The organism is Sphingomonas adhaesiva, assembly GCF_036946125.1.
Taxonomy (GTDB): Bacteria; Pseudomonadota; Alphaproteobacteria; order Sphingomonadales; family Sphingomonadaceae; genus Sphingomonas; species Sphingomonas adhaesiva_A.
Window position 1 is genome coordinate 818562 of sequence record NZ_JAQIJT010000002.1, and the last position, 20424, is coordinate 838985.

The window sequence follows — 20424 nt, forward strand, 5'->3', positions numbered from 1 at the left end:
GCGTCTCCCCAGGCTTGACCCGGGGTCCCGCTTCTTCTGCCGTGTTTCGCGAAAGCGGGACCCCGGCTCAGGGCCGGGGTGACGGGGTGGGCGCGGCAGGCGTTGCCGTTTCGCACGCTACCCCCTAGGTGCGGCCCCATGTCCCGTCTTCCCATCGTCGCGATCGTCGGCCGCCCCAATGTCGGCAAGTCGACGCTGTTCAACCGTCTGGTCGGCAAGAAGCTCGCGCTGGTCGACGACCGTCCCGGCGTGACGCGGGATCGTCGCGAGGGCGATGCCCATCTGCTCGGCCTCGATTTCCGGATCATCGATACCGCGGGCTATGAGGACGAGGACCCGGATACGCTGCCGGGGCGGATGCGGCGGCAGACGCAGGCGGCGGTCGACGCGGCCGATGTCGCGCTGTTCATGTTCGACGCGCGCGCCGGCATCGTGCCGCTGGACGAGGAAATCGCGCGCTGGCTGCGCAGTTCCGACACGCCGATCGTGCTGGTCGGTAACAAGGCGGAGGGGCGCGCGGGCGAAACCGGGATGCTGGAGGCGCTGGCGCTGGGCTTCGGCGATCCGGTGGCGCTGTCGGCGGAGCATGGCGAGGGCGTGGTCGAGCTCTTCGAGGGGCTGTTGCCGCATCTGGAGCCGCTCCAGCCGCCCGAGGAAGAGGAGCAGGGCGAGTTCGATAGCGAGACCGCGCCGCTGAAGCTGGCGATCGTCGGGCGTCCGAATGCGGGCAAATCGACGCTGGTGAACCGCATATTGGGCGAGGATCGCATGATTACCGGCCCGGAGGCCGGGATCACGCGCGATTCGATCGCGATCGACTGGGTGTGGAACGGCCCCGATGGCCCGCGCGACGTGCGGCTGATCGATACCGCGGGCATGCGCAAGCGCGCCAAGGTGCAGGACAAGCTGGAGAAACTGTCGGTCGCGGACGCGCTGCACGCGGTCGATTTCGCCGAGGTCGTGGTCCTGCTGCTGGATGCGACGCTGGGGCTGGAGGCGCAGGATCTGCGGATCGCGGACAAGGTGCTGGAAGAGGGCCGCGCGCTCGTCATCGCGCTGAACAAATGGGACGTGGCGGAGCAGGCCTCCAGCCTGTTCAATGGCGTGAAGAAGGCGCTGGACGAGGGGCTGGCGCAGGTGAAGGGGGTGCCGCTGCTGACGGTGTCCGCCGCCACCGGACGCGGGATCGACCAGTTGTTGCAGGCGGCGTTCGAGACGCGCGCCGCCTGGTCGCGCCGCGTCGGCACGGGCGAGCTCAACCGCTGGTTCGAGCGCGCGATCGAGGCCAATCCGCCCCCCGCGCCGGGCGGCAAGCGGATCAAGTTGCGCTATCTGACGCAGGCGAAGACGCGCCCGCCCGGCTTCGTGCTGTTCGGCACGCGGGTGGACGAACTGCCGATGAGCTATCAGCGCTATCTGGTGAACGGCATCCGCCGCGAACTGGGGTTCGGCGCGGTGCCGGTCCGGCTGATGCTGCGCGCGCCGAAAAACCCGTTCGGCAAGTGACATTAACGGTGCGGTGACGCTCTTTCGCTAGAATCGCGCGGGAAGGGAGACGCGCGGTGTCGTTCGAAGGCGGAATCTTGGTCGATCGCGATGCGCTGGCGCGTGCGCGTCACGAGCTGGGCGCCGGATTCGTGCGCATCCTGGGCTATTTCCGCGAGGATGGCACGAAGTCCGTCACCGCGATCGAGGAAGCGATGCGCAAGGGCAATGCCGCCGCGCTCGTCATTCCGGCGCACACGCTGAAGGGGGAAGCGCGACAGTTCGGCGCCGACCCGCTCGCGGCGCTGGCGGAGAAGATCGAGGATCATGCGCGCGGCTGCGTCGAGCGGCACGATTCGCCCGAGGATGCGATCGAGGACGTGGTCGCGCTGCGCCCGCTATTCTTCCAGACGCTGGCGGTGCTGGAGCGCGATACGACCCCGCTGGTGGCGCGACGGCCGGGCGGCTTCGGGCGCCGAGCGGGGTAGGGGTGAGTGCTGGGTGGTGATCCGGTAACGACGGCTATCGCCCAGAACTGGACGTTCCGCTTACGCCGAGTAGCGACCAAGGACAGCGTTGGCAAAAGTCTCCACCGTACTCCTGCGCAGGCAGGAGCCCAGGGTTGCCGGTCGCTACGGGCGTTGTTCTGCCTGACTCTGGGCTCCTGCCTGCGCAGGAGCACGGCCGGTACGCGGCGCTGTTGAAGCCATTTGCAAGGGTCCCGCGGAGGCCGGGGACCAGCATCGGTGCGCTCGTGAGATGCCGAAACCGGAACGCAATTGGGCCCGGCCTTCGCCGGGGCACAGAAAGCGGCGTTCTGCCGAGGCTTCGGTCACCCTCGTGAGGTCATGGCGAGCGAAGCGTAGCACTTCAGGGCGTCGCGCGATCGGCCGTGGATCGCTTCGCTCGCGATGACGGACAGGGATCAATCCTTGGCGGGCTTGTCGTGCTCGCTGATCGAGTTGAGCTGGATGTAATTGTGGATGCCCATGCGCTCGATCATCTCGAACTGGCGCTCCAGCGTGTCGACATGTTCTTCCTCGCTGACGAGGATGCGCTTGAAGAGGTCGCGGCTGACGTAATCCTGGACCTCCTCGCAATAGGCGATCGCGCCCTTCAGCTGCGCCACCGCCTCGATCTCGAGCGCGAGGTCGCCCTTGAGGACTTCCTCCACCGTCTCGCCGATGCGTAGCCGGCCAAGCAGCTGGAAGTTGGGCAGGCCGTCGAGGAACAGGATGCGCTCCGCCAGCCAGTCGGCGTGCTTCATCTCGTCGATCGATTCGTGTCGCTCGAACTCGGAGAGCTTGTAGACGCCCCAATGCTCCAGCAACCGATGATGGAGCCAATATTGATTGATCGCGGTCAGCTCGTTCTTGAGCGTCTCGTTCAGGAATTCGATGACCTTGGGGTCGCCCTTCATACGTGCCTCCGATCGGGATCTGACGAGCGCCTTAGCGCCGATCGGTCAACAGGGACAGGGCGAAACAGACGCGTTTCCGCGGCTTTCGGGGTCAGGCGGCGGCGCGCTCCTGCGCGATAATGTCTCGCGCGAACGGTACGCACTGCCCGCATTTGGCCTGGCAGCCGACCGCACGATATGCCTGGCAGGCGGTCGTGGCACCTGAGCGTGCGGCCTCGCGCACCTGGCATTCCCGTATCGCATTGCAAACGCAGACAACCATGGATGTCCCTCTCGCTCGCCCATCTTCTAGCGCTATTGAGAGTGGATTGCAAGGAAATTTGCGTCGCGTTCGCAACTGATCGCGTTCAACCGGGCGCAGGCGGCACACGCATCGGCTCCCACCGCCCGCGCGCCAGCGAGCGCCACAGCCATTCCATCGGCCCATAGGCGAATCGGTCGACCCACCACGGCGACCATGCCAGCATGATCCCCCACATCACGGGGGCGAGCAGATAGAGGCTCGCGCGCGGCCAGCGGCCGAACTGGTGGAGGCCGGTGAACAGCAGCAGCATCACGATCGACGTGCCGAGATAGTTGCTGAACGCGACGCGCCCCGCCGCGGCGATCCGCGCGCTCGCCCCGCGATCGGCGCGGAAGGTCAGCAGCGCGAGCGCGGCATAGCCCAGGGTGGTGACGGGGCGGATCGCGGGCCCCAGGATGACCGACGCGGTGAAAATCCAGCGATAGTCGAACCCGCTCGCGATCGAATGCGCCCCGATCAGCGCGTACAGCGGCAGCGTCACGCCGAGCGCGATCGCCGCGACCCGGGCGTAGGCGCGCCGCGACCATTGGCCGGTCAGGAAACCGGCGCGATAGGCCGCCATGCCCAGCAGCATCGCGCTCAGCGTCTGCAGGCCGAAGATCCACAGCTCGTCGAGCGGCGAGCCGGCGTGGGACCAGCGATAGGCGGCGGCCTGTGCCAGCGTGCCGCGATAGGCGGTGAGCTCCGCGATCAGGGCGGGGCGCGGCGGGATGCCGAACGCGTTCCTGATCTCCTCCAGCATGTCCGCCGACGGCGGGGTCGCCCCGTACAGCATCGCGGCGACCCCGCCCGACATCAGGAGGTCGAGCAGCAGGAACAGGACCGAGAACAGCAGCAGAAGCCGCGTCGGCAAGCGGATGAAGAGACAGGCGATGGCGCCGACCAGCGCGTAATGGGCCAGAATGTCGCCCCACCAGATCAGATAGAGGTGGACGAGGCCGATCGCGAACAGCACCGCCATCCGCGTGAGATGCACCCGCAGCCCCGACCGGCCGGCGGCTTCCGCCCGGTCGATGACCAGCAGCATCGACGCACCGAAGAGCATCGAGAAGAGCCCGCGCATCTTGCCCTCCACCGCCACGAAATTGACGAACCAGGCGATCCGGTCGGCGCCCTGGTGCCCGCCCCATGCCAGCGGCGAGAAATAGGCGGCGGCGGGCAGCGCGAAGGCGGGGAGGTTCGCCAGCAGGATCCCCATCACCGCGATGCCGCGGATGTAATCGAGCTGTCCGATACGGGGGGTGGCGGATGACGACATGCGGACTCCGGTGCGGCGGAGCGCCAGCGTGCGCCACGAGGACGGCGGAAGTATGGTGGACGGCAGCGCGGCGACCGGCGCACGCCGCCTCGGGCCGTTCGCCATCAGGCGCCGGCGGCCTCGCGGTAGAGCGCGAAGGTGCGCAGCGCGCCGTCGATCATGCGCGCGTGCCAGCCGGCGTCCCGGCCCGCGGCGGCGGCATCGATCGCGGCGCGGATCGCGCGCCATTGGCCGGGGGGATGGACCGCGGCGAGATAGGCGCGCGGCCTGTCGGCGGGGACGTGGCCGGCGAGCATCGCACCGCCCAGCCGCGATCCCTCCACGACGTAGAGGACGCCCCAGCGCGCGGCGTCGTCCTCGACGGCGAAGGAAAGCGGGGGCGGCAGCGGTTCGCCGAGCGCGGCGATGTCCGCGTGCAGCAACGGAGTGCGCGCGGCGAGAGTGCGCGCGAAGGGGAGCGGGCGCATCGCCGCCTCCACCGCGGGCAGCGCGCGCGCGTGCGCGACCAGGAAGCGGCGGTAGGCGTCGCGGTCCGCGAGGTCGTGTGCGCCGAACGCCGCATCGACGGCATCGTGCGATGCCGCGGTCGCGCGGCGCAGGTCCGCGATCGCGGACGAGGGGGCCGACAAGGAAGCCGCCATCCGCGTCAGTCCAGCCCGTGCTCCAGGAAATGCTCGGCCAGCGCGCAGTGCATCGCGACGCCGGTGGCCATGACGTCCTCGTCGATCGTCATCCTCGTATTATGAAGCGGCGGATTGGTGCGCGGATCGGTGCCCGGCGCGGCGACGCCGAGGAAGGCCATGGCGCCAGGCACGTCGCGCAGGACGTAGCTGAAATCCTCGCCCCCCATCATCGGCGCGGGCATCGTCGACCAGCCGCGCTGCGATCCCACCTGCGTCGACAGGTCGCGCATCAGCCGCGTCGCGCGCGGATCGTTCATGGTGACGGGATAGCCCTCGTCGATGCCGGTGTCGGCGACGCAGCCGTGCGCGGCGGCGATCCCCTGCGCGATCTGGTGGAAGGCGGCGCGCATCGCGGTGCGGGTATCCTCCGACAGCGTGCGCAGCGTGCCCATCAGCTTCACCTCGCCGGGGATGATGTTGTGCGAGGAGCCGGCATGGAATTGCGTGATCGTCAGCACCGCGGGGTCCGCGACGGGGACGCGGCGTGCGACGTGCTGTTGCAGCGCGGCGACGATGGCGCAGGCGACGGGGATCGGATCGATCGCCTCGTGCGGCATCGCGGCGTGCCCGCCCTTGCCGCGGATCGTGGCGAGGACGGTGTCGGTCGAGGCGAGCAGCGCGCCCTCGCGTCCGACGAAGATGCCGGCGGGGGCGTTCGGGGAGATGTGGAGCGCGAACGCCGCCTCCGGCCGGGCAATGTCGAGCAGCCCGTCCTCGATCATGTGGCGCGCGCCGTGATGCCCCTCCTCGCCCGGCTGGAACATGAAGACGACGGTGCCGGACAGTTCCTCGCGCCGCGCGCACAGCGCCCTGGCCGCGCCCGCGAGCATCGCGGTATGCGCATCATGGCCGCAGGCGTGCATCGCGCCGGGGATGGTCGAGGCGAAGGGAAGGCCGGTTTCCTCCGTCATCGGCAGCGCATCCATGTCGCCGCGCAACAGGACGGTGCGGCCGTTCGAGCCGGCCCCGCCGGTGCGCCCGCCGCGCAGGATCGCGATGAAGCCGGTGGTGCTCCGGCTGTCGTGGATCTCCAGCGGCAGCCCTGCGAGCGCGGCCTTCGCCTTTTGCGTGGTCAGCGGGCAATGGAGGCCGACCTCCGGCTCGGCATGGATCGCGCGACGCAGCGCGATAACGTCGGCCAGCTGCTCGGCGCCGATCGCGCTCCAGTCGGTGCGGGTGGCAAGCGTGGTGCTCATGGGGGACTCCTTTGCGGGCGATTGTAACGCCGGAGTCACAGGGGCGGCAAGGCGGGGCTGGTCCAGAAGGAAGAAGCGGGACCCCGGATCAAGCCCGGGGTGACGAGGGGGGAGTGGTCCCGTCGCCCCGGCCTTGAGTGGGACCTTTGCAAAAGGCTCCCCCGTGCTCCTGCGCAGGCAGGAGCACGATGTCGCCCTTTGCAAAGGTCCCGCCTTGAGCCGCGGTTCCGCTTTTCCTCTACAGCCGCCGTGCGCTCGTGATCTTGATCGTCGGCTCCAGCATCTGGCCCTTCATCACGCCCTCGCCCGCGGTGGGGCTGGTGGGGGCGACGAGGATGCGGCGGATGACGTCCATCCCCTCCAGCACGCGGCCGAAGACGGCGAAGCCGGGATCGGCGTCCTTGGCATCCATCGAGGTGATGTCGCCGACCACGACGAAGAAATCGCCCGCCGCGGTCCCCGGCGTCGCCATCGCCATCGAGATGGCGCCGTCGGTGTGGTGGAGCCCGGTCTGCGTCGTCGGTTCGTGCCGGATGCCCGGGAGCGTCCGCCCGGGTTCGTTGCGAGTGCCGAACTGGACCAGGCCATAGCCGTCGCCGACCTTCACCGCGCGGTAGAAGGCGATGCCGTCGAGCTTCTTCTGGTCGACGTATTTCAGGAAATTGGCGGCGGTGACGGGCGCGGCCTTCGTATCGACGCCGATGACGATCGCGCCGGCGTCGGTGGTCAGCCGGACGCGGGTGAGCTGCACCTGCGGTGCGGGGGTCGCGACGGGCGCGGGGGCGGCGGTGGGGGCGGCGGCGGCGGGCGCTACCTGCGTCACGGCGGCGAGCAGGAGCGCGATCATGCCGCCGCGCCCCGCGCGATCATCACCGGCACGGAGGCCGCCGGGGTGCCCGCGATCTGGAGCACGTAGCGGCCCGGCGTCAGGCGGAAGTCGACGATCTTGCGGATGCCGCTGCACATCGGGCCATGGCCGTGCGCGGTGGAGGGCAGAGCGCGACCGGCGCGGATGACGTCGATCCACGCCGCCTCGCCCAGGGCGACACGATAGGTGCCCGCACGCGCGACCTGGAACAGCGCCAGCCCCGCGGTGCTGCCCGCCTCCGCGTCGCGACCCGGCGCCGCGGCGACGGTGACGCGATCGGCGGTGGTGAGGCGCAGGTCGGTCGCCCGGCCGATCACCAGGACCGGCGCGCTGCGCGTGGAGGTGCCGGCGGCGAGCGCGGTGCGCTGACTCCAGCGCGACAGTTCGGGCGGAATCGCGACGCGCACGGCGGCGCAGCGCGGGTCGGTCGCGGCATCCTGCGCCATGGCGGGCGCGGCGATCGCGGTGAAAGCAAGGATCGGGGCGGCAAGGGTCAGGGTGAAACGCATGCCTCATCCTACCCCCGGTGCGGGCGCGCGGCTACCCGTCGATCCGCAACCAACCGCACGGTGGCCGGTTCTCCCCGTGACGAGGATGCCGCGGAGGGAATGATGGCCGAGGGTGACGACGCGACGACCACGGATGCGCGTGGCGCGTTCCAGGATCATGTGATGGACCCCGCGCGCAAGGCGGGCGAGACGATGCAGGCGTCGGGACGCCGGATGGTGGAGAATTCCTCCACCATCGGCGTGGCGATCATCGACCAGGCGCAGGCCAACGCGCAGGAGGCCTTTGCCGCGATGCGCGCCGCGGCGCAGGCCAAGGACCTGTCGGAGGTGATGCAGATCCAGGGCGATTTCCTGCGCCAGCAGGGCAAGAGGTCGATGGATCAGGCGCGCGAGATCGGCGAACTCATCATGCGGTTCGGGCGCGACGCGGTGAACCCGGCGAAGGGGGAATAGCCCGCCTCAGGTGACGACCGTCAGCCCGTCGATCCGGAAGCGGGTGACGTCGCCGACACGCTCGCACGTGGCGATCTTCAGGTCGGCGATGACGTGGCCGGGCACCGCCAGGTCCAGCGTCTCGATCCGCGCCAGCCAGCGGTCGAGGCGCTCGCTGGAGGTGGCGCTGGCGACCAGTCGGTGCCGGTCGCCGGCGAAGGTCGCGCTGCGCCATTCGACGATGTCGTGACGCTCCACCGCGAAGGGCGCGCCGGCCGCCGCGGCGGATCGGGTGAGTGCGCGTTCCAGTCGCGTGGTCATCGGCGTGCCTCCGCCCGGCGGGAGGGATGCAGGATCGCGCTGACGCGTTCGATCGTGTGCGGCTTCGGTCGCCGGCCGCGGCGCATGTCCAGCACCAGCCGGGGGTCGTTGACGGCACGCCGGCCGAAGGCGGTCGCGGCGACGCCGGTGCGATCAAGATAGGTTTCGATTTCCATGAGCAGGTCCATCCACGCCTCCGATTCGAGGTGTTCTCTATATGTTCTCATCCGTTCGGCTTGTCTAGGATATTTCCTGCGTCTAGGGTGCGGGCATGGCTGACGATCCCCGACAGGCGCTGGCGGCGCTCGCCCAGGCACGCGGGGTCAGCCTGTCCGCCTTGTCCAGAATGCTAGGGCGCAACGTCGCCTACCTCCAGCAGTTCGTCGGGCGTGGGTCGCCGCGCGTGCTGCCCGAGCGCGACCGGCGCATGCTGGCGGATTTCCTGGGGGTGGAGGACGCGGCGCTGGGCGGTCCGGCCGCTGCGCCGCCCGCGGAGGTCACGGTGCCATGGCTCGACGTGAGCGCGGCGGCGGGAAGCGGGCGGAGCGCCGAGGGGGAGCGGGTGATCCGCAGCGTCGCGCTGCCGGCGGCGATGCTGCGTCAGCTGGGGGTGACGGCGGCGCAGGCGTCGATGATCCGCGTCGCGGGGGAATCGATGATGCCGACACTGATGGACGGGGACCGTTTGCTGGTCGACGTCGGCGAGCGCCGCGTGCCCGCGGGGGGCGGGCTGTTCGTGATCCGGCGCGAGGACGGCGTCGCGGTCAAGCGGCTGGTGCCGCGGGGCGGGACGATTGAGATCGTCAGCGACAATCCGGCATTCGATGCCGTGACGGTAAAGTTGGCGGAGATCGAGGTGATCGGGCGGGCGCGGTTGTTGTTGCGCGACGTGTAGCGCGCGGCCCCCTCACCCTTCCGCGGCTTTGCCGCTCCCTCCCTCTCCCACGAGGGGAGAGGGAAATCCGATCAGCGTTCCTTCAGCCAGATGGCGACGGCGATGAGCGTGCCGAGCGCGAGGCCGGCGAGGAAGCCGATCGAGGGCTGGCGCACGATCAGTCCGACGATGGTACCGCCCAGCGCGCCGATCGCGATCGGGAAGCCGCCGGCGGTGGTGTGCTTGGAAGAGGCCATGCGCGCGGCCTTGCCACTTGGCGGCGCGATGCGCCAGTGGGCGCGGCCAGCCGTGCGCGGCTTGCGCCCCGTGGCGCGTTTTGCCCCCTTCTTCTGCGCTTCGCCACCGGCTAGACGCGGAGGCATGACGCCGGAAGTGGGGCGGCGCGGCATGCTGTTCGGCATCGCGGCCGGCATGATGATGGTGAGCGCGCCCACCGCGGGGCAGGGCGTCGCGACGCCCGCGGTACCCGATGCCGAGCTGGACCCGGATTCGCCGCTGGCGCCGTTGCCCGATATCGGGGTGGCGTGGCCCGATCTGTCGGCCGCGCCGGTCGCGCAGCCGGCGGCGCAGGCCGACACCCAGGCGACGGCGGTGACGCGCTATGCGTGGCGGATCGACGGGCTGGAGGGGATCGGATCGCCGCTCCTGCGGCAGCGGTTCGAGGAATTGTCGGTACTGGCGGGCAACGACGGGAAGGACGCCAATGCCGCGCAGCTGGACCGCCGTGCGCGGCAGGATGCGGACCTGCTCCTCACGCTGTTGAAGGCGGAGGGATATTATGACGCGGCGGTGACGACGGGCGTGGAGCGGGCCGCGGGCAAGCGCCCGGTCGTGGTGCTGACCGCGACGCCCGGCGCGCTGTATCGCTTTGCGGGCGTGACGGTGGCGGGGGTCGAGCAGGCCGCGGGGTTGCGCGATGCGTTCGCGGTGAAGCCCGGCGATGCGGTCGATTCAGACGCGATCGCCGCGGCGGATGCGCAGCTGCGGACGCGAACGGGGGAGCTGGGCTACCCGTTTGCGACGATCGGCGAGCCCGAGATCGTGGTGGATCGCGCCGCGCGCACCGCGACGTTGCAGATGGAGGTGGCGCCCGGCACCGCGCGGCGCTTCGGCAGGATCACGACGAACGCGGACAATCGCGTGTTCGACGCGGCGCACGTGCAGGAGATCGCCCGCTTCAAGCCCGGCGAACCCTATGCCGCGTCGCAGGTGGACGACCTGCGCCGGGCGCTGATCCAGACCGGACTGGTTAGCACCGCGGAGGTGAAGCCGGTGCCGGGGGCCACGCCGGACACGGTCGACATCGCGGTGCGGCTGGCCCCCGCGCCGCCGCGCACGGTCGCGGGCGAGCTGGGCTATGGCACGGGCGAGGGCGCGCGTGCTGAAGTGAGCTGGACGCACCGCAATCTGTTCCCGCCGGAGGGGGCGCTGACGCTGCGCGGCGTGCTGGGAACGCGCGAACAACTGGGTCAGGTGACGGTCCGGCGCAACAATTTCCGCGGACGCGACCGGGTGCTGACGGGGCAATTCGCGGTCGCGCACCTGCTGCGCGACGCGTTCGAGGCCAATACGCTGACGCTGTCGACCACGCTGGAGCGGCAGACCAACATCTTTTTCCAGAAGAAGTGGATCTGGTCGCTGGGCGCGGAGCTGGTCGCGACCGACGAGCGCGACGTGATCGCCAGCACCGGCCAGCCGCGGCGGCGTACCTTCCTGATCGGCGCGCTGCCGGCGAGCCTGGGCTATGACGGGTCGGACGACCTGCTGAACCCGACGCGGGGGTTCCGGCTGGCGGGGCGCGCCAGCCCGGAGCTGTCGTTGCAGGGGACCGCGTTCGGCTACACCCGGATCCAGCTGGACGCGAGCGCGTACCAGCCGGTCAGCGACCGCGCCGTGGTGGCGGGGCGCATCCGGCTGGGCACGATCCTGGGTGCGCCGCGCGATCAGGTGGCGCCGTCGCGGCGCTTCTATGCCGGGGGCGGGGCGTCGGTGCGCGGCTATGGCTTCCAGTCGATCGGGCCGCGCGATCCGAACAACGATCCAATCGGCGGACGCAGCCTGGCCGAGTTCGGCGTGGAGGCGCGCGTCAGGGCGTTCGGCAATTTCGGCGTGGTGCCGTTCCTGGACGGAGGCAATATCTACACCGACGGCGTGCCCAGCTTCCGCGGGTTCCGCTACGGTGCGGGGCTGGGGGTGCGCTATTATTCCAGCTTCGGCCCGATCCGCGTCGATGTCGGGACCCCGCTGAACCCGCAGCCGGGGGATTCGCGCATCGCGGTCTATGTCTCGCTGGGGCAGGCGTTCTGATGCGGGTGCTGCGCCGGCTGGCCGTCGCCGTTGCGGCGCTGATCGCGCTGGTGATTGTCGCCGGTGTGCTGGTGGATACCGATGTCGGACACCGCGTCGTGGCCGATCGCATCGGCGCGCTGCGCCCGGCCAACGGATTGCGGTTCCGCATCGGGCGGATCGACGGGTCGCTCTATGGCCGCGCGGTGCTGACCGACGTTCGGGTGTACGATCCGCAGGGGCTGGTGCTGGCGGTGCCGCGCGCCGCGCTCGACTGGCGGCCGCTGGCGTGGTGGAACAACCGGCTGGAGATCGCCTCGCTCGACATCGCCACTGCGACGCTGGCGAAGCTGCCGCGCTTGCGCGACACCGGGCGGACGGGGCCGATCCTGCCGTCGTTCGACATCGTCGTCGGGCGGCTGGCGATCGATCGGCTGGTCCTGGGGCCGAAGGTGACGGGCGTGGTCCGCGACGGGCGGGTGCGCGCGCGGGCGGATATCCGCGACGGCCATGCGATGGTCGACCTGATCGCGGTGGTGCGGGGCAGCGACCGGGTCGCGATACGGCTGGATTCGCGCCCCGATGCGGGGCGGTTCGACCTGGACGCGCGGGTGCGCGGCACGGCCGGGGGCGTGCTGGCGCGGCTGACGGGGCTCGATCGGGCGCTGTCGCTCGACGTCGGGGGCGACGGCGACTGGCGCGCGTGGCAGGGGCGCGTGGTGGCGGAGGCGGGCAACGCGCCGCTCGCCGATCTGGCGCTGTCGCAGCGCAGCGGCGCCTATACGCTGATCGGCACCATCGAGCCGCACCGGGTGACGCGCGGCAAGCTGCAAAGCCTGACGACGAACCGCGTGACGGTGAACGGTTCGGCGACCCTCGCCGATCGACGGCTGGACGGGCAGCTGGCGCTACGCTCGCCGTCGATCGCGGCGGAGGCGCGCGGCATGGTCGATCTGGCGCGCAGCCGCTTCGGCAATGTCCGCGTCACCGCGCGGCTGCTGCGACCGGAGGGGCTGTTTCGCAACATGCGCGCGCGCGATCTGCGGCTGCGCGCGATCCTGGACGGCGAGTTTCGCCGCTTCCGCTTCGACTATCGGCTGAGCGCGCCGCGCTTCTCCTTCGACGATACCGGGTTCGAGGGCGCGCGCGCGGCGGGGCGGGGGCGGTGGTCGCGCGCGCCGGTGAGCGTGCCGATCGCCTTTTCCGCGCAGCGCGTGACGGGGGTGGGCGACGTCGCCGGCGGCATCCTGCGCAACCTGTCGGTGACGGGGGTGCTGCGCGTGACCGCGCGGACGGTGACGGGCGACGACCTGCGGCTGCGCTCCGACAGGCTGACCGGGCGGATCGGGCTGACGGTGGACCTGCGCACGGGGCGGTTCGACGTGGCGCTGAACGGCGGGCTGGGGCGCTATCTGATCCCCGGGCTGGGCGTGGTCGACGTGCAGTCGCGGCTGAACGTCGTGCCGGGGCCGGGGGGGAAGGGCACGCGCGTCGTCGGGCGCGGGACGGCGCAGATGCTGCGGCTGGACAACGCCTTCTTCCGCTCGCTGGCGGGCGGCCTGCCGCGGGTCGAGACGCTGCTGGAGCGGACGCCCGACGGAATATTGCATTTCACCGACCTGCGGCTGACCGCGCCCGACATCCGGCTCGCGGGGACGGGGTATCGGCGGCGCGACGGCACGTTCCATTTCGAGGGGGCGGGGCGGCAGGCGAGCTATGGCAATCTGCGGCTGACGCTGGACGGGCGGATCGAGCGGCCGACGATCGACCTCGTCTTCGACCGGCCCAACCAGGCGATGGGGCTGCGCGACGTGCGCGCGCATCTCGACCCCGATGCGCAGGGATTTGCCTTCACCGCGGGGGGCGGATCGCGACTGGGGCCGTTCGCGGCGGCGGGCAACATCCTGCTGCCGCCGGGGGGCGGGCAGGCGCGGGTCGTGGTGGCGCGGCTGGACGTCAGCGGCACGCGCGCGTCGGGCGCGCTCGACATCGTCGACGGGGGCTTTCGCGGCCGGCTGACCATCGCGGGCGGGGGGCTGTCCGGGGCGCTCGACCTGTCGCCCGAGCGCGGCCTGCAACGGATCGCGGGGCGGATCGAGGCGCGCGATGCGCGGGTGGGCACGCTGGCGACCGTGCGGCAGGCGCGCGTCGACCTGTCGGTGCTGCTCGATCCCGCGGGCGCGCGGACCGAGGCGACGGTGACGGGCAGCGGCCTGCGCCGCGGCGCGCTGTCGCTGGCGCGGTTCGCGGGCAACGTGCGGCTGACGGGGGAGGATGGCGAGATCCGCGCCTCGGTCGCCGGTTCGCGCGGCGCCGGGTTCGCGATCCAGACCGTCGCGACGCTGGCGGGCGGCACCTATACCGTGCGCGGGCAGGGGCAGGTCGGGCAGCGCCCGATCCGGCTGGAGACGCCGGCGGTGCTGCGGCGCGACGCGGACGCGTGGGTGCTGGCGCCGACGAAGCTCGTGTTCGCGGGCGGCGCGGCGGAGGTATCGGGGCGGTTCGGCGAGGAAGCCATGTCGCTGCGGGGGACGCTCGCGAACCTGCCGCTGGCGGTACTGGACATCGGTTATGCCGGGCTGGGGCTGGGCGGCACCGCCTCGGGCGAGATCGCGCTGGACGTGCGCGGGGATACGGCCCCGACCGGGCGGACGAACCTGACCATCCGCGGGCTGACCCGGTCGGGGCTGCTGACCTCATCCACCCCGGTCGACCTGGGCGTGGCGGGGGTGCTGACGCCGCAACAGGCGGGCGTGCGGCTGGTGATGGCGTCGGGCGGGCGCGTGGTGGGGCGCGCGCAGGCGCTGCTGAAGCCGCTGGGGCCGGGTGACGGGTTCGAACGGCTGACGCGCGCCGGACTGTTCGCGCAGCTGCGCTACAGCGGGCCGGCGGATACCCTGTGGCGGCTGACGCGGGTCGAGCTGTTCGACCTGTCGGGGCCGGTCGCGATCGCCGCGGACGTGAGCGGGACGGTCGCCAACCCGCAGCTGCGCGGTGTGGTGCGCGCGACCGGCGGGCGGATCGCCAGCGCGGTGACGGGCACGGTGCTGAGCAACGTGCGCGCCGAGGGGCGGTTCGCGGGGTCGCGCCTGCAGGTGCAGTCGTTCACCGCGGATGCCGGGCGCGGCAAGGTGACGGGCAGCGGCGCCTTCGACTTCGCGGGCGGGCGCGGCGTGGCGCTGGACCTGCGGCTGAACGCGGATCGCGCCGCGATGATCGAGCGCGACGATATCGCCGCGACGGTGAGCGGCCCGATCGCGTTCCGCTCGGACGGCGTGGGCGGGACGATCAGCGGCGACGTGACGCTGGACGCCAGCCGCTACCGGCTGGGGCAGGCGACGGTGGCGAGCGCGGTGCCGCAGCTGAACATCCGCGAGATCAACCTGCCCGATGGCGGCGGCGTCGAGGACGACGAGGCCGCCGCGCCGTGGAAGCTGGCGATCCGCGCCAAGGCGCGCAACGGATTGATGGTGACGGGTCTGGGCCTGTCGAGCGAGTGGACCACCGACGTGACGATCGGCGGCACGCCCACCAACCCGGCGATCACCGGGCGCGCCGATCTGGTCCGCGGCGATTACGAGTTCGCGGGCCGCGAGTTCGAGCTGTCGCGCGGCGTCATCCGCTTCGCGGGCGAGGTGCCGGCGAACCCGGCGCTGGATATCGAGGCGAATGCGAACGCCAACGGGGTCAATGCGACGATCCGCGTCACCGGCGTGGCCGCCAGGCCGGAGATCGCGTTCACCAGCGTGCCCGCGCTGCCGCAGGACGAATTGCTGTCGCGGCTGTTGTTCGGCACGTCGATCACCAACCTGTCCGCGCCGGAGGCATTGCAGCTCGCCTCCGCGGTGGCGGCGTTGCAGGACGGGGGCAATGGCCTAAGCCCGATCAACGCCGTGCGGCGCGCGGCGGGGCTGGACCGGCTGCGCATCCTGCCGGCCGATCCGCAGACGGGCCAAGGGACCTCGATCGCGGCGGGCAAGTATGTGACGCGGCGGGTCTATGCCGAGATCATCACCGACGGGCAGGGCTATTCGGCGACGCGGGTGGAGTTCCAGGTGACGCGGTGGCTGTCGCTGCTGTCGTCGATCTCGACGCTGGGGCGGCAGAGCGGGAACGTGCGGGTGTCGCGGGATTATTGAGACGCCTTCAGCCCCTCGCCCAAAGGGGGAGGGGCTGATCGACTATACCATCTCCTTCAGCGGCGTTGCCGCATCCGCCAGCTTCTCCGGCGACACTTCCGCGCGTCCCACCACCAGCGCGCGGCCCTGGACGTAGTCCTTCGTCGCGTTGACGCAGTCGAGCGCGATCACCTTGCCGCCCCTGAGATAGACCAGCGAGAAGCTGCGGGTGGCGGGATCGCCGCGCAGGATCGCGGCATCGTGGCCGGTCGACAGGCCGACGGTCTGAAGCTTCAGGTCGTACTGGTTCGACCAGAACCACGGCACCGCGTCATAGGCTTCCTGGGTGCCGGTCAGCGCCCTGGCGACGACATTGGCCTGGTCGTTGGCGTTCTGCACCGATTCCAGCCGGATCTCCGCCCCGTCCGCATAGCCGTTGGCGTGAAGCGCGCAGTCGCCGATCGCGAAGACGTCGGGCAGCGAGGTGCGGCACAGCGCATCCACCGCGACGCCGTTGCCGCCCGCCGCCCCGGCTGCCAGCAGCGGTTGGACCGCGGGGACGATGCCGATGCCGACGATCACCATCTGGCCATCGAGCACCTCGCCGTCCGCCAGCCGCACGCCGGTCGCGCGGCCGTCTTTCTCCAGGATGCAGTCGACCGCGACGCCCAGCCGCACGTCGACGCCGTGCGCGCGGTGCTCCGCCTCGTAGAAGCGCGACAGCGGCTCGCCCGCGACGCGCGCCAGCACGCGCGGCAGCGCCTCCAGCAGGGTGACGTGCTTGCCGAGCTTCGTCAGGACCGCGGCCGCCTCCAGCCCGATATAGCCGCCGCCGATCACCACGACGCGCTCGGTGGCGGGAAGCTCGTCCATCAGCCGGTCGACATCGGCGCGGGTACGCACGCCGTGGACGCCGATCAGGTCGTGCCCGGTGCAGGTCAGCCGCCGCGGGCTGCCCCCGGTGGCCCAGATCAGCGTGCCGTAGCCGATCGCCTCGCCGTCGGCGGTAGTGACGCGGTGCGCGGCGGGGTCGACCGCGTCGACGCGCGTGTTCGGCAACAGCGTCACCTGCTTGTCCGTCCAGAAGGCGGCGGGGCGCAGCAGGATGCGCTCGAACGGCTTGTCGCGCGCCAGATATTCCTTCGACAGCGGCGGGCGTTCGTAGGGGAGCTCGGGCTCGTCGCCGATCAGCGCGATCGTGCCCGCGAACTTTCGCTGGCGAAGCGCGATGGCGGCCTGTGCGCCGGCATGACCCGCCCCCACGATCACCACGTCGAACTGCTGCATCCGCTCGTCTCCCCTCTGGCGGACGCGATGCACCAGCGGCGCGGCGGCTTCAATAGGGTGGTGCGTTCGTCGAGCGCCGGGTCGCGGCGGCCTGCGCCCACCACAGGAGATCGCGGGCGAAGCGGGCGAAGGCGCGCTCCAGCGAGGCGCCGGCGTCGCCGGTCGGCTGCGCGTCGGCATCCAGCGTCGCGGCGATCGGGCCGACCGTCAACGTGCTGGGGATCACGGGCATCCCCATTTCGGGAAGGATCGCGTGCCAGATGGAATTGGCGCGTGCCCCCGCCAGCCGCCCGGCCGAATAGCTGGCGATCGCAGCGGGGCGCCAGAACCAATCCTCCAGGAAGTGGTCGGTCAGGTTCTTGAGTCCCGGCTGCGGCCCCCAATTATATTCGCCGGTGACGAAGACGAACGCGTCGGCGGTGCGGATCCGCTCCGCCAGCGCCTCCATCGCGGGCGGCGCGCTCCCCTTGTCATGTTCCTTGTACATGCGGTCGAGCATCGGCAGGCCGACCGCTTTGGCATCGACCAGCGTCGCGTCGTGACCCAGCGCGGCGAAGCGATCGGTGAGGAAGCGGGCGAGCCGGATGCCGAGGCGATCGGCCCGGTACGAACCATAGAGGATGAGGATGCGCATCGCCGCATCTTGCCGCGCGCGCGCGCCGGGGTAAACCGGGTGCACGGAGCAGGGGAGAGACATGGCGAGCGCCAGCGACACGCATATCGAGGAGCCGAGCGGCGCGGACATCAAGCTGGTGATCTCCGCCTCTGCGCTGGGCACCGTGTTCGAATGGTACGATTTCTTCATCTACGGCACGCTGGCCGCGTCCGGGATCATCGGGCGCGCCTTCTTTCCGGCGGGGAACGAGACGGTGCAGACGCTGCTCGCCTGGGCCGGCTTCGCGGTCGGCTTCGGGTTCCGGCCGCTGGGCGCGGTGCTGTTCGGCTATCTGGGCGACCGGCTGGGGCGCAAATACACGTTCCTGGTGACGATCACGCTGATGGGCATCGCCACCGCGGGCGTCGGGCTGACCCCGACCACGGCCACGATCGGCTTTGCCGCGCCGGCCATCGTGCTGCTGCTGCGCGTGGCGCAGGGGCTGGCGCTGGGCGGCGAGTATGGCGGCGCGGCGGTCTATGTCGCCGAACATTCGCCCAGGAAGCGCGCCGGCTTCTACACCAGCTTCATCCAGGCGGGGGTGGTCGGCGGCTTCCTGCTGAGCCTGGCGGTGATCCTGCTGGTGAAGGCGATCATGCCGGCGGACATGTGGGCGGCCTGGGGCTGGCGCGTGCCGTTCGTCTTCTCGATCGTGCTGCTCGCGATCTCGCTGTGGATGCGGCTCAAGCTGTCGGAAAGCCCGGTCTTCCAGAAGATGCGCGCCGCGGGCGAGCGCGAGGCGAACCCGATCAAGGCGAGCTTCACCTATCCCGGCAACCTGAAGCGGATGATCGTCGCGCTGTTCGGCATCGCCGCGGGGCTGACCGTGATCTGGTACACCGCGATGTTCACGGTGCTGTCTTTCCTGCAGACGACGATGCGGGTGGAGGAGACGCTGGCGCAGGTCATCACGGGCGTGGGCGTGGCGGCGGGCGTCGGCTGGTTCCTGCTGTTCGGGCACCTGTCGGACAAGGTCGGGCGAAAGAAGCCGATCGTGGTCGGCTATGTGCTGACGCTGGTCTTCCTCTTCCCGATCTTCTGGCTGATGGGCAGCGCGGCCAACCCCGGGCTGGCGCGCGCGGCGGAGACGCAGCCGGTCGTGGTGCACGGCACGGCGTGCACCTACAGCCCGTTCGACAAGGTTCAGGCGACGCCGTGCGGCCAGCTGCTCGATCATCTGTCGAAGAAGGGCGTGCCCTATTCGGTGGCGGCGGCGCCCGATACCTATGTGACGATCGGATCGGGCGGCGAGCGGGTCACCACGGCCGAGGCGCTGGACGCGGCGCTGGCGCGGGCGGGCTACGACCTGGCCCCGGTGGTGCCGCCGGCGCGCAACATCGCGCTGATCCTGGTCGCGATCGTCGCGATGTCGCTGCTGTCGGGGATCACCTATGGCCCCGTCGCGGCGCTGCTGAGCGAGATGTTTCCGCCCGCGATCCGCTATTCCTCGCTGTCGATCCCCTATCATCTGGGGACGGGGTATTTCGGCGGGTTCCTGCCCTTCATCAGCCAGTATATCGTGGCAAAGACGGGCGATCCCTATGCCGGGCTGTGGTACACGTGGTGGGTGGTGGTGCTGGCGCTGGTCGTGACGGCCATCGGGCTGACGGAGGATCGCTACGGCGCCGCGGTGGCGTGACGCCGCGTGACGCGCTAACCGCGGGGGCATGTACGACGCCCCCAACTGCCTTCGCCTTTCGACCGATGCGCTGACCGGGAACTGGCGCGCGCTTGCCGCGATGAGCGGGCGCGCGGCGTGCGGCGCGGCGGTGAAGGCCGACGGTTACGGACTGGGCGCGCGCGAGGTGGCGACGCGGCTGATCGCGGCGGGGTGTCGCGACCTGTTCGTCGCGACCTGGGCCGAGGCGGCGGTGGTGGCGGGGCTGGGCGCGCGGGTGTCGGTCTTGCACGGGGTGCGCGACGACGATGTGTCGCTGATCGGCGTGCCGGATGTGCGGCCGGTGCTTAATACGCCCGCGCAGGTGGCGCGGTGGCGCGGGGTGGGCGCGGGGCGCGCGTGCGATGTGATGGTCGATACCGGCATGAACCGGCTGGGCGTGGCGCCGCGGGACGTGGCGGCGGGGCTGCTCGACGGGCTGACGATCGACACGCTGATGAGCCATCTGGCCTGCGCGGACGAACCCGACAGCGCGATGAATGCGCGGCAATGCGCGGCGTTCGCGGCGCTGGCGGATCGCACCGCGGCGGCGCGGATGAGCCTCGCCAATTCCGCCGGGATCGCGCTGGGGGCGGACTATGCCTTCGACCTGACGCGGCCCGGGCTGGCGGTGTACGGCGGCGTGCCCGTGCCGGCGCTGGCGACCACGCTGCGCCCGGTCGTGACGATTGAGGCGGAGGTGCTGCAACGCCGCGTCGTGCCCGCGGGGGAGACGGTGGGATACAATGCGACGTGGCGCGCGCCGCGCGACACCGCGGTGGCGATCGTCAACCTGGGCTATGCCGACGGCTATTGGCGCGGCTTCTCCGACCGCGGGTGCGCGTTCGCGGGCGATACGGCGCTGCCGGTGATCGGACGCGTGTCGATGGACCTGATCGCGCTGGACGTGAGCAAGGCGGAGGTGGGCGAGGGCGACTGGGTCGCGCTCGACCCCGACCTGCCGCGCGCGTCGGCGGCGAGCGGGATGAGCCAGTACGAGCTGCTGACGGGGCTGGGTACGCGGTTCGCGCGGGTGTGGGGGTAAAAAAA

The 20424-nt window shown here is 71.1% G+C and carries 20 protein-coding genes; 8 read left to right on the forward strand and 12 right to left on the reverse strand.

Going from position 1 to position 20424, the window contains the following annotated elements:
• The first annotated feature begins 138 nt into the window (after positions 1 to 138).
• Both der and PGN23_RS10155 read left to right on the forward strand, forming a co-directional pair.
• On the forward strand, positions 139 to 1506 hold the full coding sequence (gene der, locus PGN23_RS10150; protein WP_335302756.1) for a ribosome biogenesis GTPase Der: 1368 nt from the start codon (positions 139 to 141) through the stop codon (positions 1504 to 1506).
• 56 nt (positions 1507 to 1562) lie between these two features.
• Positions 1563 to 1973: an Hpt domain-containing protein gene (locus tag PGN23_RS10155; protein ID WP_335302757.1), complete on the forward strand. Its 411-nt coding sequence runs from the start codon at positions 1563 to 1565 to the stop codon at positions 1971 to 1973.
• Between the two features lie 437 nt (positions 1974 to 2410).
• On the opposite strand, the gene bfr is transcribed toward PGN23_RS10155, so the two are convergent.
• The 7 genes from bfr to PGN23_RS10190 all read right to left on the reverse strand — a co-directional run bounded on the left by bfr (position 2411) and on the right by PGN23_RS10190 (position 7723).
• Entirely contained in the window at positions 2411 to 2905 is a 495-nt protein-coding gene (bfr, locus tag PGN23_RS10160; protein ID WP_335302758.1) for a bacterioferritin, read from the reverse strand.
• Between the two features lie 91 nt (positions 2906 to 2996).
• Entirely contained in the window at positions 2997 to 3167 is a 171-nt protein-coding gene (locus tag PGN23_RS10165) for a (2Fe-2S)-binding protein (protein ID WP_335302759.1), read from the reverse strand.
• 85 nt (positions 3168 to 3252) lie between these two features.
• A complete protein-coding gene (locus PGN23_RS10170) occupies positions 3253 to 4572 on the reverse strand; it encodes a DUF418 domain-containing protein (protein ID WP_335302760.1) in 1320 nt (439 codons plus the stop codon).
• The gene (locus PGN23_RS10175) at positions 4572 to 5096 is read right to left on the reverse strand and encodes a biliverdin-producing heme oxygenase (protein WP_335302761.1); all 525 of its coding nucleotides are present in this window, start codon (positions 5094 to 5096) and stop codon (positions 4572 to 4574) included. The genes PGN23_RS10170 and PGN23_RS10175 overlap by 1 nt, the downstream gene beginning before the upstream one ends.
• Positions 5097 to 5113: 17 nt before the next feature.
• Positions 5114 to 6346 carry a M20 metallopeptidase family protein gene (locus PGN23_RS10180; RefSeq protein ID WP_335302762.1) on the reverse strand — a complete coding sequence of 411 codons (1233 nt, stop codon included), beginning with the start codon at positions 6344 to 6346 and terminating at the stop codon, positions 5114 to 5116.
• A 238-nt stretch (positions 6347 to 6584) separates the two neighbouring features.
• Positions 6585 to 7193 (reverse strand): peptidylprolyl isomerase, encoded by a 609-nt coding sequence (locus tag PGN23_RS10185; RefSeq protein WP_335302763.1) that lies wholly within the window; start codon positions 7191 to 7193, stop codon positions 6585 to 6587.
• Positions 7190 to 7723, reverse strand: coding sequence for a homogentisate 1,2-dioxygenase (locus PGN23_RS10190; protein WP_335302764.1), 534 nt, complete (start codon positions 7721 to 7723; stop codon positions 7190 to 7192). Before PGN23_RS10190 ends, PGN23_RS10185 begins: the two co-directional genes overlap by 4 nt.
• Before the next feature lie 60 nt (positions 7724 to 7783).
• Here PGN23_RS10190 and PGN23_RS10195 point away from each other — a divergent pair, with 60 nt between their 5' ends.
• A complete protein-coding gene (locus PGN23_RS10195) occupies positions 7784 to 8176 on the forward strand; it encodes a phasin family protein (protein ID WP_335302765.1) in 393 nt (130 codons plus the stop codon).
• A 6-nt stretch (positions 8177 to 8182) separates the two neighbouring features.
• Here the strand turns inward: PGN23_RS10195 and PGN23_RS10200 are convergent, their stop codons facing one another.
• Positions 8183 to 8476, reverse strand: coding sequence for a hypothetical protein (locus PGN23_RS10200; RefSeq protein WP_335302766.1), 294 nt, complete (start codon positions 8474 to 8476; stop codon positions 8183 to 8185).
• Complete coding sequence (locus tag PGN23_RS10205) at positions 8473 to 8664, reverse strand: hypothetical protein (protein WP_335302767.1); 192 nt, start codon at positions 8662 to 8664, stop codon at positions 8473 to 8475. The genes PGN23_RS10200 and PGN23_RS10205 overlap by 4 nt, the downstream gene beginning before the upstream one ends.
• Positions 8665 to 8747: 83 nt before the next feature.
• Between PGN23_RS10205 and PGN23_RS10210 the strand changes: the two genes are divergently transcribed.
• The gene (locus PGN23_RS10210) at positions 8748 to 9371 is read left to right on the forward strand and encodes a S24 family peptidase (protein ID WP_335302768.1); all 624 of its coding nucleotides are present in this window, start codon (positions 8748 to 8750) and stop codon (positions 9369 to 9371) included.
• A 71-nt stretch (positions 9372 to 9442) separates the two neighbouring features.
• On the opposite strand, the gene PGN23_RS10215 is transcribed toward PGN23_RS10210, so the two are convergent.
• Positions 9443 to 9607: a hypothetical protein gene (locus PGN23_RS10215; protein WP_335302769.1), complete on the reverse strand. Its 165-nt coding sequence runs from the start codon at positions 9605 to 9607 to the stop codon at positions 9443 to 9445.
• A 124-nt stretch (positions 9608 to 9731) separates the two neighbouring features.
• Between PGN23_RS10215 and PGN23_RS10220 the strand changes: the two genes are divergently transcribed.
• Complete coding sequence (locus PGN23_RS10220; RefSeq protein WP_335302770.1) at positions 9732 to 11678, forward strand: autotransporter assembly complex protein TamA; 1947 nt, start codon at positions 9732 to 9734, stop codon at positions 11676 to 11678.
• Entirely contained in the window at positions 11678 to 15796 is a 4119-nt protein-coding gene (locus tag PGN23_RS10225) for a translocation/assembly module TamB domain-containing protein (RefSeq protein ID WP_335302771.1), read from the forward strand. The genes PGN23_RS10220 and PGN23_RS10225 overlap by 1 nt, the downstream gene beginning before the upstream one ends.
• A gap of 42 nt (positions 15797 to 15838) precedes the next feature.
• Here the strand turns inward: PGN23_RS10225 and PGN23_RS10230 are convergent, their stop codons facing one another.
• Positions 15839 to 17062, reverse strand: coding sequence for an NAD(P)/FAD-dependent oxidoreductase (locus PGN23_RS10230; RefSeq protein WP_335302772.1), 1224 nt, complete (start codon positions 17060 to 17062; stop codon positions 15839 to 15841).
• Positions 17063 to 17111: 49 nt separating this feature from the next.
• Positions 17112 to 17696: an NADPH-dependent FMN reductase gene (locus PGN23_RS10235; RefSeq protein WP_335302773.1), complete on the reverse strand. Its 585-nt coding sequence runs from the start codon at positions 17694 to 17696 to the stop codon at positions 17112 to 17114.
• A 61-nt stretch (positions 17697 to 17757) separates the two neighbouring features.
• Here PGN23_RS10235 and PGN23_RS10240 point away from each other — a divergent pair, with 61 nt between their 5' ends.
• The gene (locus PGN23_RS10240) at positions 17758 to 19356 is read left to right on the forward strand and encodes an MFS transporter (protein ID WP_335302774.1); all 1599 of its coding nucleotides are present in this window, start codon (positions 17758 to 17760) and stop codon (positions 19354 to 19356) included.
• A 28-nt stretch (positions 19357 to 19384) separates the two neighbouring features.
• Positions 19385 to 20419 carry an alanine racemase gene (gene alr / locus PGN23_RS10245; protein ID WP_335302775.1) on the forward strand — a complete coding sequence of 345 codons (1035 nt, stop codon included), beginning with the start codon at positions 19385 to 19387 and terminating at the stop codon, positions 20417 to 20419.
• Positions 20420 to 20424: the final 5 nt, after the last annotated feature.